The sequence below is a fragment of the Waltera intestinalis genome, assembly GCF_009695995.1.
Classification (GTDB): Bacteria; Bacillota; Clostridia; order Lachnospirales; family Lachnospiraceae; genus Acetatifactor; species Acetatifactor intestinalis.
On sequence record NZ_VUMU01000015.1, the window covers coordinates 1 to 14,520 of the forward strand.

General features: G+C 39.1%; 17 protein-coding genes and 2 pseudogenes. 2 read left to right on the forward strand and 17 right to left on the reverse strand.

Features of this window, described 5'->3' with window-relative positions; genetic code table 11:
* Positions 1–68: 68 nt before the first annotated feature.
* From FYJ59_RS11040 to FYJ59_RS11075, 9 genes are all read right to left on the reverse strand, one after another.
* Entirely contained in the window at positions 69–350 is a 282-nt protein-coding gene (locus FYJ59_RS11040) for a hypothetical protein (protein ID WP_154497214.1), read from the reverse strand.
* A 151-nt stretch (positions 351–501) separates the two neighbouring features.
* Positions 502–1,632, reverse strand: a complete 1,131-nt coding sequence (locus FYJ59_RS11045) for a glycerate kinase family protein (RefSeq protein WP_117686811.1) — start codon at positions 1,630–1,632, stop codon at positions 502–504.
* A 124-nt stretch (positions 1,633–1,756) separates the two neighbouring features.
* Positions 1,757–1,894, reverse strand: a complete 138-nt coding sequence (locus tag FYJ59_RS11050; protein WP_154497218.1) for a hypothetical protein — start codon at positions 1,892–1,894, stop codon at positions 1,757–1,759.
* A gap of 109 nt (positions 1,895–2,003) precedes the next feature.
* Complete coding sequence (locus FYJ59_RS11055) at positions 2,004–4,235, reverse strand: S8 family peptidase (RefSeq protein ID WP_154497222.1); 2,232 nt, start codon at positions 4,233–4,235, stop codon at positions 2,004–2,006.
* Entirely contained in the window at positions 4,228–5,295 is a 1,068-nt protein-coding gene (locus FYJ59_RS11060) for an AAA family ATPase (protein ID WP_154497224.1), read from the reverse strand. The genes FYJ59_RS11055 and FYJ59_RS11060 overlap by 8 nt, the downstream gene beginning before the upstream one ends.
* Positions 5,296–5,822: 527 nt before the next feature.
* Entirely contained in the window at positions 5,823–6,191 is a 369-nt protein-coding gene (locus FYJ59_RS11065; protein WP_154497228.1) for a desulfoferrodoxin family protein, read from the reverse strand.
* A gap of 16 nt (positions 6,192–6,207) precedes the next feature.
* Positions 6,208–8,247, reverse strand: a complete 2,040-nt coding sequence (gene rbr / locus FYJ59_RS11070; RefSeq protein ID WP_331464324.1) for a rubrerythrin — start codon at positions 8,245–8,247, stop codon at positions 6,208–6,210.
* A 122-nt stretch (positions 8,248–8,369) separates the two neighbouring features.
* Positions 8,370–8,588 (reverse strand): HD-GYP domain-containing protein, encoded by a 219-nt coding sequence (locus tag FYJ59_RS14455; RefSeq protein WP_328597239.1) that lies wholly within the window; start codon positions 8,586–8,588, stop codon positions 8,370–8,372.
* Between the two features lie 108 nt (positions 8,589–8,696).
* Positions 8,697–9,479, reverse strand: a complete 783-nt coding sequence (locus tag FYJ59_RS11075) for a TraX family protein (RefSeq protein ID WP_154497230.1) — start codon at positions 9,477–9,479, stop codon at positions 8,697–8,699.
* Positions 9,480–9,833: 354 nt separating this feature from the next.
* Here FYJ59_RS11075 and FYJ59_RS14460 point away from each other — a divergent pair, with 354 nt between their 5' ends.
* On the forward strand, positions 9,834–9,995 hold the full coding sequence (locus FYJ59_RS14460; protein ID WP_235898017.1) for a phage integrase N-terminal SAM-like domain-containing protein: 162 nt from the start codon (positions 9,834–9,836) through the stop codon (positions 9,993–9,995).
* A 3-nt stretch (positions 9,996–9,998) separates the two neighbouring features.
* Here FYJ59_RS14460 and FYJ59_RS14465 read toward each other — a convergent pair.
* The 5 genes and pseudogenes from FYJ59_RS14465 to FYJ59_RS14165 form a co-directional block, all read right to left on the reverse strand.
* Positions 9,999–10,202 (reverse strand): annotated as a pseudogene (locus tag FYJ59_RS14465) (DUF6462 family protein); the annotation flags it as partial.
* Positions 10,203–10,207: 5 nt separating this feature from the next.
* Complete coding sequence (locus tag FYJ59_RS11090) at positions 10,208–10,387, reverse strand: DUF6462 family protein (protein WP_154497234.1); 180 nt, start codon at positions 10,385–10,387, stop codon at positions 10,208–10,210.
* Positions 10,388–10,628: 241 nt separating this feature from the next.
* The gene (locus tag FYJ59_RS11095) at positions 10,629–10,958 is read right to left on the reverse strand and encodes a type II toxin-antitoxin system RelE/ParE family toxin (protein ID WP_022350368.1); all 330 of its coding nucleotides are present in this window, start codon (positions 10,956–10,958) and stop codon (positions 10,629–10,631) included.
* Entirely contained in the window at positions 10,955–11,263 is a 309-nt protein-coding gene (locus FYJ59_RS11100) for a type II toxin-antitoxin system RelB/DinJ family antitoxin (RefSeq protein WP_118537499.1), read from the reverse strand. The genes FYJ59_RS11095 and FYJ59_RS11100 overlap by 4 nt, the downstream gene beginning before the upstream one ends.
* A 65-nt stretch (positions 11,264–11,328) precedes the next feature.
* Positions 11,329–11,505 carry a hypothetical protein gene (locus FYJ59_RS14165; protein WP_235898025.1) on the reverse strand — a complete coding sequence of 59 codons (177 nt, stop codon included), beginning with the start codon at positions 11,503–11,505 and terminating at the stop codon, positions 11,329–11,331.
* 78 nt (positions 11,506–11,583) lie between these two features.
* On the opposite strand from FYJ59_RS14165, the gene FYJ59_RS11105 reads away from it, so the two are divergent.
* Positions 11,584–12,342 carry a DUF3800 domain-containing protein gene (locus FYJ59_RS11105; RefSeq protein WP_235898019.1) on the forward strand — a complete coding sequence of 253 codons (759 nt, stop codon included), beginning with the start codon at positions 11,584–11,586 and terminating at the stop codon, positions 12,340–12,342.
* Between the two features lie 142 nt (positions 12,343–12,484).
* On the opposite strand, the gene FYJ59_RS11110 is transcribed toward FYJ59_RS11105, so the two are convergent.
* From FYJ59_RS11110 to FYJ59_RS11120, 3 genes and pseudogenes are all read right to left on the reverse strand, one after another.
* Positions 12,485–12,658, reverse strand: coding sequence for a hypothetical protein (locus tag FYJ59_RS11110; protein WP_331464326.1), 174 nt, complete (start codon positions 12,656–12,658; stop codon positions 12,485–12,487).
* A gap of 83 nt (positions 12,659–12,741) precedes the next feature.
* A pseudogene (locus FYJ59_RS11115) lies at positions 12,742–13,233 on the reverse strand (ParA family protein); the annotation flags it as partial.
* Positions 13,234–13,338: 105 nt separating this feature from the next.
* Positions 13,339–13,812 carry a DUF6075 family protein gene (locus FYJ59_RS11120; protein WP_154497238.1) on the reverse strand — a complete coding sequence of 158 codons (474 nt, stop codon included), beginning with the start codon at positions 13,810–13,812 and terminating at the stop codon, positions 13,339–13,341.
* Between the last annotated feature and the right edge of the window lie 708 nt (positions 13,813–14,520).

The window sequence follows — 14,520 nt, forward strand, 5'->3', positions numbered from 1 at the left end:
ATCGCAGCTTTTTGGAAGAGTTGCTCCCCTGGTCACCAGCGCTTCCGGAAAACATTCGAAAATAGAATTTACAGCAGGCCGCAAAAGCGGCTTATAGTTGTCAAGGTATTCGCTATGGAGCGTTTACTCCTAAAATGTATGAACAACACTAAACTTCGCAAAAAATCGGCATCAAATCCATTTCTGAATTCAACACCGATTCTCTGCTTTTCCTTTTTTCTGTTGTAAGCCTTTCCACTCGGAACTGATCTTGTAACCGGATTCAGTTCTCCCCATGTTGTTCGCTGCTTAGCATAATATTCCCTCTGCGCTTTCTTACTTCTTTTATCAAGCGTTACATATTGCTTCATTTTCTCATCCTCGCTTTCCTTCAATCATCTTTGCAATTTCACCACAGGCGTCAGGATAACGTAAAAGATAAGACTTCCGCTTCCGATCATGCCACCGATGAGTGCACCAAGTATCAGACTTTATTTCTTTTCATTTTTTACCTGTTCTGCCTTATCTCCATAAACGGTATACTTGTTCCGCAGTATCTGCCAGGTTTCTCTTCGCATTTTCATTCTTCATGGCTTCTTCCAGCGTGGTAATGCCTCGTAAAACCGGGAAGAATGCGTCAATTCCATGCTCGTTACATTCTCTTGCATCCCGTTCTACCGATCCTGCAAATGCGATCACTGTCTTTCCGTATTTTTTAGCCAGCTTTGCTACTCCGATCGGTGCTTTTCCCATCGCCGTCTGTCTGTCCAGTCTTCCTTCTCCCGTAACTACCAGATCCGCATCTTTGATATATTCTTCCAGCTGTGTCTCCTCCAGTACGATCTTGATCCCGGATTCCAGCACTGCATTGGTAAATGTTAAAAATGCGAATCCCAGTCCTCCGGCAGCTCCGGTTCCGGCCTGTTTTGCATTTGCTTTCGGAAATTTTTCTTTTGCCAGTGCCGCATAATATGCCAGCCATTTGTCCATCTGCATGATCATAGATGGCGTTGCTCCTTTCTGCGGTCCGTAAACAGCACTTGCTCCCTGCTCTCCACACAGCGTATTTGTTACATCACACGCAATCCGGAACTCACATTCTTTCAGTTCTGGTATCACATAGGTATCCGTGATCGTCTCCAGTTCTTCCAGACCTCTTGCACCAAATGGTACCGGCTGTCCATTCTTGTTCATGAATCCGAATCCAAGTGCCTGCAGCATCCCGATACCTCCGTCATTCGTTGCACTGCCTCCGATTCCGATGATAAATCTTCTACAGCCTTTTCCAATCGCATCTTTGATTACTTCCCCGACACCGTAAGTCGTTGTGTAAAGTGGATTCTTCTTTTCATCCGGCACCAGTGTAATTCCCGCTGCTCCTGCCATCTCAATTACTGCCGTCTTGCTGCTTTCAATGATTCCATATTCACAGACTACCGGTGTTCCAAGTGGTCCCGTCACCTGAATCTCCTGTTTCATGCCATTCATTCCAGCAACAAGCGCGTCTACCGTTCCTTCGCCTCCGTCTGCCAGCGGTCTGATCTGCACATCCACATCTGAATCTACTCTGTGTATTCCTTCTGTTACTGCAAGTCCTGCTTCCATCGAAGTCATACTTCCTTTAAATGAATCGATTGCTGTTACAATTTTCACAGTTTGCTTCCTCCTCATTTTCACAAATTTTCGTTATTTGTTTTGTGTTATTCACTGACTGTTTCCTGCGGTTTCCTACATCTAGGTCTTTTGGATTTATTCATACTATAACAAACTTTTCCAGTCATTTATATATCCTTTCCTTCAGATTTTTCAGTCTGTCCTTAATTGATTTGTTATGAGATTTGGTTGCCGCATTCTTTGCGTCAGCCTTTTTCTTCATGCCCTTGGCATATTCTGAGTATCTTGATTTTCTACCCATGACTTTTCCTCCATTTTTGTGCAACAAAAAGCAGCCTGTAGATTGATTTCTCAATCCCCCAGACTACTAATAGTTCATTATTTTATTATTTGATGTAAATCTATGTGGTCTAATCGAAACGAATTTCCTCATTTATTTTCTCATGTATTTCTATTCTATTCTGGATGTCTATTGCATTAACAAGCCATCCATTCAGATTACAATTTTTAATAAATTCATCAATTCGATTTATACCATACATTTCCTTAATTGTTACAACTACTCCAAATCTCAATCCAACACCATCTTCAGGATCAAGTCTATTGTTTGTTTTTATTTCCATTCCCCAGTTTTTATTTCTATAGGACTTTTTGGGAACACGTCTATCCTTTACCTTTTCTGCTATATACTTAACATTGTCCCATTTTCTAAATCGTTCCCTTGCATCACCTTCAAGGATATAACTTCTAGATTCTCCTATATCATCTAAGTTCTGCTTATCGTCATTTATTTCATTCAGTTTGCCATCATCTTGAATTCTTCCAAAATGAAGGTTAAGTTCCGTATTTGTATAATCTACTCCTTGTGCTCTATCACATAACGGAAAGTAACACATTGTAGCTCTGGCATAATACGGATAAGTATCAGCTTTCAACGGTATCGGAAAATGATAATTGTAAGTATTCCATTTTTCACTCACATCCGTAACCAAAAATCTGATTTCATCTTCAGGCGTCTGGATAATATCTGTTATCTTAATAGGAACAATTCCATGACCATACAGTGCCACTTCCTCTGGAGTTGGTGCATCGTTCCAGCCTCTGGCAGCATCAATGATCAATGCTTTAGCAATTTCTCTATTTAATCCTAAAACATCAATTAAATATGCCAATTTTCTTGCAATCCAAGGAGCGGCAAAAGAAGTTCCTGCAACAAATGTAGCTCCCAAAGGTTCACACACCTGAATATATTGCTCTTCACTTCCACCATAGTAGCTCACATCAGGTTTTGCAAAGAAAGACAAAGCTAACCCCTTACGTGAATATTTGGTAGACAAACCACTCTTTGTTACAGCATTGACTACCATACTATTTATCGAATCTGCCGGAGAACCTATTTTGTTTACATCCTCACGAGATTTATTTGTACCTGCAACGACAAATATTACATCATTTTCATGCTGAATCTGATCTAACACAGCTGCTTCTGCTGAAATAAAGTTATCATTTATTTCCTGATTACTACCCAAAGAAATGTTCCAAACCTTAATGTCTTTGTTACTCTCAATTATTATTTTAATAAGTTTGATAATAGTAAAAGATGAAAATTGTGCTCCCGCTGCGACACCAAAATGTCGTACCTTAAATCTACCGCATCCATCATCCAACCATGGATTCATTTTAGGTCCGTCTACAATTATCGAGGATACCGCCGTACCATGACGATAATCATTCTGGCCTTTTGGAATATTATCATCAACCATATCATGATATTCCACCCATTTAGAAAAATAGACGCGCTTATCAAACAAAGTATCAATAACACCTATTGTTGGTTCAATTCCTGGATTCGGTATCGAAGTAATATCGCTCTCATACTCCTCAATAAAATCATCCGGCGATAAATCTGACAAATTCTCTGTTGCCATTGCCACCAGATACGGTGCCTTCTCGTACAAAAGATTCATTTGATTTTCATCGAGATAAACGGTTCTATTATCAAGTATTCTAGACGACAGTATATCAATACCTATCTTATTAAAAACAGACTTTACATCAACTCCAATATCAAATAATGTGATAATACTCTCTTTGTCGTGTTTGCGAGCCATTTCAACTTCGAAGTCATCTATATATGAAACATCTGCAACAATTTGCCTAAATAGTGTTTTACTCAAAAAATACTTTTTAAAATCAATTCGATCAAAAAGTATTTTTTGTTCAAATACTTCTTTGGAAATACCATCTGTAAAATATATTGTCAAAACTTTACTCACATTTTCTAATAGCTTAATGCTATCTTCAATATCAACATCTTCTAAAAAATAGGTGATTATGTGCTTTGTCTTCTCTGTGTTAAATTTTGCCCCAACAATCGCATAATTTGATTGATCACCTTTAAATAATCCTGATATTCGATTGGTTTTTGCAACTATTTTATTGTAATGAACACTTATCAATATCCCGGAAAATGGCTTATCTTCATTCATCCAAAATTCTCTCAATGATTGCAGTTTCGACTGAAGCTTTTTGACATGATTATTAGTAACAACAACTTTACTGTTTATTGCTGCTCCCCCACCATTACCCTTCTTGGATTCTTGCACAAAGCGTTTACCTTTCAATTCAAGGACATTATTCATCTTGTACCCCCTCCTTATTTAATTTTCTGGATACACTACTTTTTGACTTCCCCTTCAGCTTTTCAATTTCACGTACAGTAAAACCTTGCGCATATAATGTTTCAATATCGGTTCCGTCAATATTTCCAATAAGATTATTATATAATCTTCTCAGGTAATCAAACTCTGAATTAACATCACTAAATGCCAGTGATGTCTTGATAACATTTTTTAACTCTCCCGGATATGGTAATTTGGGACAGACATTAAGAATTTTCTTAAACAACCTTGTGTCCTTTGATACGCTCTTAAAGTTTTTAACAAAAGAAGCAAAATAGAACTCTGCCACTTCTATTAAATCTTCCTTTTTGTACCTATCAAAATTAATTACTGCATCAAATCTTCTAACCAGTGCTTTATCAAAATTAGAAAACAAATTTGTCGTTGCAATAATTACTATTTCTTTGTTCAAATCCGTTAATCTATCTAATTCTCGTAAAATGGTAGAGGTCGCTCTTCCCATCTCTCTAACATCATTTGAACTGATTCTATCCAATGCAATTACGTCTATCTCGTCAAATAAAACAACAACCTTATTCGAATAAGGAAGACTATTTATTTCATTGAAGACAGTCGCAATATTTTTATTTGTTTGTCCCAATTTGCTATCAATCAAGTTTTCAAAATCAATGCAAAACAAAGTTCTATCTAATAATCTTGCAACCTGTTTTGCAGCCTCAGTCTTTCCACTACCAGGCAATCCTTCAAACAGAAATTTATTTATACCAACATTATGATTTACTGCATTAATTATTCCTTTAACATCTTCGGATATCTCTGTTGGCAGATACAAAGGATCTGCTCCCCTTGTATCTATAGTTTTTAGGAAATCGCTCTCATAATCACTTCCCTGTGGAGCATATAAATTAGATTCTGCGATAAGTCCCATAATGTATTCAGCCAACTGATCATCGCCAATGCTATCAAAGTATCTCGCTATACCTATTGCCTCATTACGAAAGCCATTTTCATTTCTTTCAACATGATATTTTATCAAGTTTAATACATTTTGTTTTTTCATAAAACCCACCTCCAGCTTTCTGAAAACAGAATACAATATAATGGGACAAAAGTCAAGTTTTTGGGACAATTATTATTTTATCTATATAGTATCTTGTAGAATATATCCCACAGATACTATATAGATATCTCAACATCGCAGGTGCCTCTCTCGTAAAGCCTCTGCTTCAGATCCTCTGTCATTTCCTGTTTGAATGTTGTATTGTTCTTTCAGATCGTCATCTGATTTTCGGACATGAAAAAAGCGCCATACCCATCACCTTTCGATGATGAGCTGACGCTTCATTTTTAGTCCGTATTCTTTTGCAAAAGAGAAACAAATGAGCTGCTGCATCTGCGTTGATTCCCTACAAAATCCCTACAAAACAAGATTCCCCCTTTGAAAATGTTTCCATACCTATTAATAGAGTTTCGGAAACAAAATACAACACTCTCTGTAGCCGACAAGAATCCTTCTCCTTCTATAATGGATATGGACCAATCTTTTTTCCACGACAAACTGAAATTTGTACCTCTATTTGCTATATCTTATTTCTTCCATAACCCATGTAAATTGCAGTACTCATAGGCTGCCACAAATTTTTCTCCATCCGCAAGTTTAAACTCTGCTCTTGGTTTATCTGTATATTCTAATTTAACTTTCTGACCACCTCTTGTTGTTTCAATAGCAATCCACTGAATATAATGTGCTTCTACCATTGGATGCTCTACTTCACCAACTTCAACAGTCACCTTGTCTCCATCCACTATTACAACAGGTACATGCTTCTCATGTGCTCCCTCACTGGTTCCCGGTACAATCTCTGTCATCTTCTGACCACAGCACATAACTGGAACACCTGAATCCTTCACATATTCAATGATATTTCCACAATGCTCACAAATATAATATTTCATATAAAAAAACTCCCTATTAATAATTCTCTTTACGTACTTCAAAATATGCCTGCGGATGATTACATACAGGACAAACTTCCGGTGCCTCAAGTCCTACAACTACATGCCCACAGTTTCGGCATTCCCACATAGTTACTCCACTCTTTTTAAATACCTCCATTGCTTCTACATTCTTAAGCAATGCACGGTATCTCTCTTCATGAAGTTTTTCAATTGCTCCAACACCTCTAAACTGTGCTGCTAACTCAGTGAATCCTTCTTCCTCTGCATCCTTAGCCATTCTCTCGTACATGTCTGTCCACTCAGCATTCTCACCCTCAGCTGCATGTAAAAGATTTTCTGCTGTATCCCCCAGCTCTCCTAGCGCCTTAAACCAAAGCTTGGCATGCTCTTTCTCATTCTCAGCTGTCTGTAAGAATAATGCTGCAATCTGCTCATATCCGGCCTTCTTTGCTACAGAAGCAAAGTATGTATATTTATTTCTGGCCTGTGACTCTCCTGCAAATGCTTCCCAGAGATTCTTCTCTGTCTTTGTTCCTGCATATTTGCTCTTTGGTGATACTGCATCCTCTTTCTTAAATGCCGATGCCGGCTGCTTACATACTGGACACTGCTCCGGTGGCTGCTCTCCTTCATGTACATATCCACATACACTACATACCCATTTACCCATTTCTTTATCTCCTTTTCTATTTAATATTTTGCTCTTGTCTTCATATGAAGTGTGTAACATTTTTTCAGCCAGCTCACTTAATGGCTCCCCATAGAATTCTTCATATACTCTTTTAATATCAGGATTCTCATGACTCTTTCTAATAATCATTGCCTCATCCTTCGTGTACAGGCTTTGAATCCTTGCTTTTCTGACTTCATCCTTGTCCTTCATAACATTCTTTGGCTGTCCACCTCCTCCGATACAGCCTCCCGGACACGTCATAACTTCAACAAAATGATACTGTTTATTTCCGTTCTTTATTTCTTCAATTACTTTTCCCGCATTAGCAGTTCCATAAATGACAGCTATACTTACATCCAGCTCTCCAATTTTTACAGTTGCCTCTTTAACACCATCATAACCTCTTACAGGTGTAAAATTCAAAAGCTGTTCTGGAGATTTCTCTTTTGTAATATATTCGTATGCTGTTCTCAGCGCCGCTTCCATAACACCACCGGTATTGCCGAAAATAACAGCAGCTCCAGAAGCTTCGCCCATGAAATCATCATAATCACTATCTAAAAGACTGGCAAAATCAATATTTTCTTCCTTGGCCCATTTTGCCAGTTCTCTTGTAGTGATAACATAATCCATGTCACGCATGTCATCAATTCCAAGATATTTCGCTGCAGCGTTCATTTCATTTCTGCGAATTTCAAACTTCTTTGCCGTACATGGTGTAAGTGCCACATTAACAATATTCTCTGGATTAATTCCCTTCTTCTTAGCAAAAAATGTCTTAATTGTTGGTCCCTGCATTCCAATTGGACTTTTTGCTGTTGAGAGATTAGGAATCATCTCAGGATAGTATGTCTCTACATACTTTATCCAGGCTGGACAACAGCTGGTAAACTGTGGCAAAGGTGCGGTGTTCTTAGTAACTCGCTCTATTAACTCGCTTGCCTCCTCCATAATTGTCAAATCGGCTGCAAAGTTTGTATCAAGAACAAAATTAACTCCAAGCTTTCTGAGTAAAGCCACCATCTTACCCTGTACAAAGCTGCCATCTGGCATACCGAACTCTTCGCCAAGTGCTGCTCTTACTGAAGGGGATGTGCTGACTATTACAACCTTATCCGGGTCTTTGATTGCCTCTTTTACATAATTATATTCATATCTTTCCGTTATACTGTCTACCGGGCACACATTGGCACACTGCCCACAATTGATGCATACTGCCTCCCCACAAGTCTGCTCTAATGTGTATGTTCCGTGCACACCAATCTGGCTGGTACATATATCCTTACACATACCACATTTTATGCACTTTTCTTCCATACGAATAATGCTGGGATTATCTTCCTCGATTGGGACACGAATGTTTAATGGTAAATGCCTCAAGCTACGCTCCTCCTTTTGCTTATATATGTATAAACCTTAACCTAGATTTATTTCAACATTATAGCATATATAGTACAAAAATTCTACGAGAAATTCAGAATGCTTTTTTTAATAAATACAGCTTATCTATTGACCACACTTGTTATCTCATCCCAGTTATCGAGTACATCTATACCCACAATCGGGTCATACATCTTCCCCAGATTCTTCTCTATTTCCTCATAACAGTAATCAAAATTATGTGCTTTACGATAACAGCGGTTAGATGTAATAGCATCAATCGAATCGCATATTGCAATAATTCTTGCACCTATCGGTATATCTGCTCCTGCTTTACCAATCGGATAACCCTTCTGTTTCTTTCAGTCTCTTCGAAAGGCTGATAGTTTTATAAGTAATTTGATGAGCGGTAAGAGCTTTTTTGAGAAGTGGTCCGGAGCAAGCTGGCACTACAGAAGTGCTGCCAGTGAAAGAATCAGCATATGCACTGGATAAAAGGCGTAAAAAGCGGTTTGGATGATTTTGTTGTGCGGTCCCTGTTTCCCCTTGTACAGCCAGATGGGGACGAGTGCCAGACATGCCATTGACTGTTGTACAATGAATATTTCGTGCCCAAAGATTTGTACCGGAACGGAGAGACCTCCGATTAACACCGAGTTAATCCAGCACAGTCCAACAAATTGTCCCAGAAGGCACCACCATTTTCTTCCACGGAACAGGTAGAAAAGCAGTACCATCCATATTCCATATCCAAAATAATCTACCATAGCAAGGAAACCCAGCACATAGCCTGCGGCTGCTGAAAGCAAAAAGACGATAATCGTCAGCAGAGGCTTTCCTTTATGGCGCGTTTTTTCAATACCGGTAATAAACAAAAGTCCCAGCAGGAATGTCCAAAGTACATTTTGATGGAAGGGATAGATCAGGCTGCCTCCGTACATCAGGTTGAAAGGCAACTCAGATAAAATCGCCCAAAAGAGTAGCCGTCCCAGATACTTTTTCAAATTGCGGGTGTGGAAATAGCCCTCCACCAGCATAAAGGCAAAGATGGGGTAAGCAAGCCTGCCTACCCAGGTGAGCCAGGCGTATTGGGAAAGAATAGTCGCCCAAAAATGGTCGCACAGCATAAGAAGCATGGCGATGATATGTAGTGTAAAGGAACTGATGCCCTGAAAAGTTCCATTTTTTTGTTGAGATGATTGGCTTTGGTGAAATATACGAATTAACTTCATGATAGAGATTTTCTCCTTGAACTTTTTGTATTCATCCTCTTTCGGTGAAAAGTTGCCTCACCAAACTGAAAGTGAACAAAATCGCTGCGCGATGGCCTGCCAAGGCTGTGGCGCAGCTTTTTACTTTTTCTAAAAAAGGCAGTGACAGGATTGTCCCAAGATAGTATTGTTAAAGTACCACCAATAACAAATTTCAAACACGGGCTTAGTCCCAACAACTGCCTATGAAAAGAATATCATCTTTAGGCTGCTTACACAAGCAGTTTTATTTTGCAAATGCACCTCCATGATGGGTAGTTACTATTGTTATTACCACATTTATTTCATGGAGGTTATTTTATGTACGAATCATATATGAATAAAATCGAAGATGTTGGCAAGCTTAGAAATCTGAAACCCGGCACCATTCGAACTTATAAAAATAATGTCAGAGGTTTTCTGAAATTTATCAACAAACACCCTGAAGATCTCACTTGTGAAGGCGCAGGAGATCTCCTTCCTGTACTGTTCTCTTAAATACTCTTCAAATACATCTCTTCTGATCCGAACAAATCGTGTTCCCATCTTATATACAGCTCCGGCTTCCTGAGCCAGTCTTATCATTACCTTCTCTGTCAGATCGTAGTAATCACAACCCTCTCGGTATGTTATGAAAGACTTGTGTGCAAACATGATGTCCCAGTCATCCATTCGATCTGAATACATCCATATGGTCCCACTCATTTTTTTCACCTGCTGAAATTGGGTGCAGCCTTGGCCTTCGTCTTCGGTGGCTGACGGAATTGCTCTAAATACTCCTCAAACACCTCTCGATTGATCAGTACGTAGCCATCGATTCTATACAGAGTTCCTGCCGCATCTGCAAGCTCAAGCAACTTCTTATGCTGAATGCTGTACACGATTCCCATTTGCATAGGCATCCACCAGTTTTTGTTCTGTAATGCACATGTTCGCACCTCCATAAAGTTTCTTGGAGGTTAGGCTTGCCGGCTTGCGTCACCTCTTGCTTACATATGTCATTCTACGGAACGCCACGGAATAAATCGTTCGTCAAACGGTCAACTTCTGTTGACCTGTAGTCAACTCAAAAAAGTAAAAAAGAAAAGGCGTATGAAACCAAATGTCTCATACGCCTCATAGGATTTATGATTATAACTTTGTAAATTCATCAAGCTGCTTATCTACATCTCTTCCGGAATACATAACCCGAATCACTGTAACCAATTTCTTTGTCTTATCGGGGATATAGAAAATAACATAATTATCAACAGGCACAACTCGTGTATTTCGACTCTTCCAGGGCTCTCTTTCATATTGCCGGAACTTCTCCGGATACTCTCCCAAAGAAAGGATTTTTTCTTCGATCCGGTCAAGCTGTCCGGCTGCATTCTCAGGCGAAAGAAGATCAAATGCTATATACTCAAAGATACCGCGAAGATCGTTCTCAGCCTGCTCCGTAAAGGTAACATCATATTTCATACATTATAATCCCTTCGGATATCCGCAAAAACCTGAGCTGCAGATTTGGTACGCCCTGCCTGCATATCCGCATATCCTTTCTCAAGTTCCATGTCCAAAGTCTCTACGTTCATTCTCGAAATATCAACAGGTCTCGCAGTTGGAATCTTTACCTCAAACGGAAGCCCCCTATTTAGAATGATCTGCTTATAAAACATATTGATAGCATTAGATGCCGGGATCCCCAAAGTAGCCAGAATTCCCTCAGCCTGTTCTTTAACATCCGGCTCTATTCTTGCATAAAGATTTGCTGATTTAGCTGCCATATCATCACGCCCCTTTCTTTTACCCATATTATAAGTCAATGTACGGACAAAGGCAATACATTTTTTCAAATCAGTGCCATGATCTGCTTCAAAAGAATCTCTCTTACAGACTGATCCTTCACATCTCGCAACAAACCAAGCGCTTCGTCCGCAAATCCATCATTATTATCTGCAAAACCCAGCAGATAATTCGGCGTAGTCTGAAGTACTTTGGCTATCTCTGCCAGACCGCTGGCTCTCATCTCCTTCTTATCATTCTCGTAGTAGGAGATTATAGACTTCTCTATCCTCGCCCTACAGATTCAACCAAGAATCCGATCCTGCTTGGTGTCTGTATCCATGAGAATGATATTAAACCAATCACAAATCAGATATACAAATTAAAAGATTCTATTTATGGAAAACAGGACGAAATAAAGTCTACAAAACTTATTCGTGAAGCGACAATTACCAAGAATCGTACAAATAATAAAGCATATGTTGAGGGCATGGTAGACATCATTACCTCTTATGACGCTGCTATTTTCGCTGTAATTATGGACAAGCCAGATGAACCAATTATTGTTCCGGAACATCATCTTCCGAAGCAGTATTACCTTCTTTTAAAAAAGGTTGAATTTTACTGTAACCATCATCACTATGGCAAAGCAATGATGATATTTGATGAGGTACATGAGGATGCTGACCGAAAAATTGCTGAGGCAATTACAGGTTTTCTGTTCAAAACGAAGTTTGGTCGTTCTTTCCATCACATATTAGAAATGCCCTTGTTTGTCAGCTCTGCTGTAACTCCTGCAGTGCAGTTCGCCGATATATTTGCTGGTATCGTGAGGCATTATTACGAAAATGAGCTTGACCAAAAAGAACCAGAAACAGAATTTCAGGAATGGCTTGTAGCGCTTTTCGCCAAACTACATAATCTTACGGAAAACAACTTCATCCCCAAATCACATTATCTGGAATATGGCTTTCAGAAAATGGGCAAAAATTTCTCCTATCCTGTAAGCGAAAAATTTACTACTTCTGATAATGATGAAAGCCTTCTAAGTGAAGAAATTTCTAATGATTTATCTGAATAATTTTTTGTTTGACTTCATACAAATATGGTGTATAATATTATCAGAGTCATATGTTGTTCCGTCCTGGAGCTGCGTAGGACTCGTAATATTAACAAAAGTGTCGCACTTGCAGTTTAGCAGGTGCGATTTTTTGTCTATTTTTCTATAAAATCAATCTGTGTGACTTCGCCACACTCTTCACATTGTAAAAATAGCTTTGAGATGCCTGCATACTGTACTGATAATATGCCGCAGTCCTTTTCTGGCTCAACAGTTTCATATCGTTGATCTGTTTCTGAAACATATTCATGAAATCCATTCGGTCATTTAATCCCATAGCTCCTGTTTCCAATGGAAGGGAAGTAAATCCGCCTAATTTTTTAGCACCCGTATGCGCTTCCAATATGTTACCCGCTTCCCCTGTAAACCTTTAACGGGCAGATATGCTGCCTGCACAGGTATCAAAATACTGTCGGCACAGGCAAAGGCATTTATGGTAATCATTCCAAGTGAAGGCATACAGTCAATTAAGATGTAATCGTAATAATCCCGCACCATGCTTATGTACTCCTGCATGATACGCTCCCGACTCATGACATTCACAAGGGAAACCTCCAGACCGGAAAGCTCAATGTTTCCCGGCATAAGGTCTATTCCTTCCTCATGGTGTAAAATACCCTCCATAGGCTCAACTTCCTCGTCCTTAATCAGACTGCCCATGACCGATGCCAATGTTATCTCGATTGCGTCCGGCTCTGTGTACCCCAAACTTGCGGTAAGACTGCCCTGTGCATCGGCATCAATCAAAAGTACCTTTTTCCCCTGTTTTGCCAGTCCTATTCCTAAATTGCTTGTTGTGGTGGTCTTTCCGACTCCACCTTTCTGATTTGCGATTGCTATAACTCTACACATGATAAATTCTCCTTTGCTTTCTACTGATTTTTTTTACGTTGCTTTTTCTGACTTCCACATAAGCCCTGTGGAATTTCTTTGTTCCCATCAATCGAACTTTTAACATCAATCTGCTCCTCCAAACAGGGCATACAGTTTTAGGTTTACGGTTGCATATTCCGGATACCGGATTTGTATCGCCTGCCAAAAATACGGTGCGTAGGCATAGCAGAACAATTCTTCCACCGTATACTGCCTACACTCATTGATCTGCTCCTCTGCGTCCTTGCAATCGTCAACGCTTGGTGTACCGTTGCAGTACAGATTAAACGCCATTCTGACTACTTTCACGCTTCCGCTGGTCTGCCAGCCTTCATGTAAACATTCTGTCTTTACACAGCCTGTCTTAAAATCATAAATGCGGTTCGCATTTCTTCTGGTATCATCACTAATGCCAAGACAATAGCAAAGTGCCTTGTGGTACACATCCTGATACCTCACCTCTTTCAATTTCTCATAGTAGAATTTCTCATATGCTTCGCTGATAAAAATTATTTCTTGAGCTTTTTCGGCTCCTGCTCCTAACGCTGTACTATTCATGTTTATTTCCTCCACTTCATAATTTTTTGACAATAACGCAAAAAAGGACACTTCTCTAAAATTTCTTTTAGAAAAATGTCCTTATAGTACAAAATATGAACTTGAACTGACTCGATTTTAATTTAAAATCGTTTATTTTAACCCTTTAAGACAGGTTATTTTGTCGTACTCTTGTCGTACCATACAATTTCAAAGTCCGCAAACCCGCATAAATACTAGATTTATTTGTCTAATGACTTCATCGTCGGGAACTCATTGGAAGAATTTCCATTTTGCCTTCGTGATTATCCGTGATAATCATTTTTGCTTGCTGAAATGCTTTTTTAGATATCCGTGATGCTCCATGATGATATAGAATCGATGTGTCCTCATTGTGGCAAACCATTTTCTCCACATCTATCATGGACAATTATAAACGTTTCGCATTGTCCGAAAAAAATACAGACAAAATGCTACATAAACATTATAAGTTCTTCATTGCTGATTTTCAATCAAAATTTTTTCTTTTCACGAAATCTATTTGTCACAATCTATAACCCGGAAATATCTAAGTCAACTATTAACTGATCGATTTTAGGCTCTTTAAGAAGATAACTCATATAAATTGGAAGATAGAGAATCTTACCTTCCTTTTCAGCATTAAAGATTGAATCTTTCTAAACACAAGACTTCACCTCCAGATACATCATATTGCCCCGTTTTTGCAAT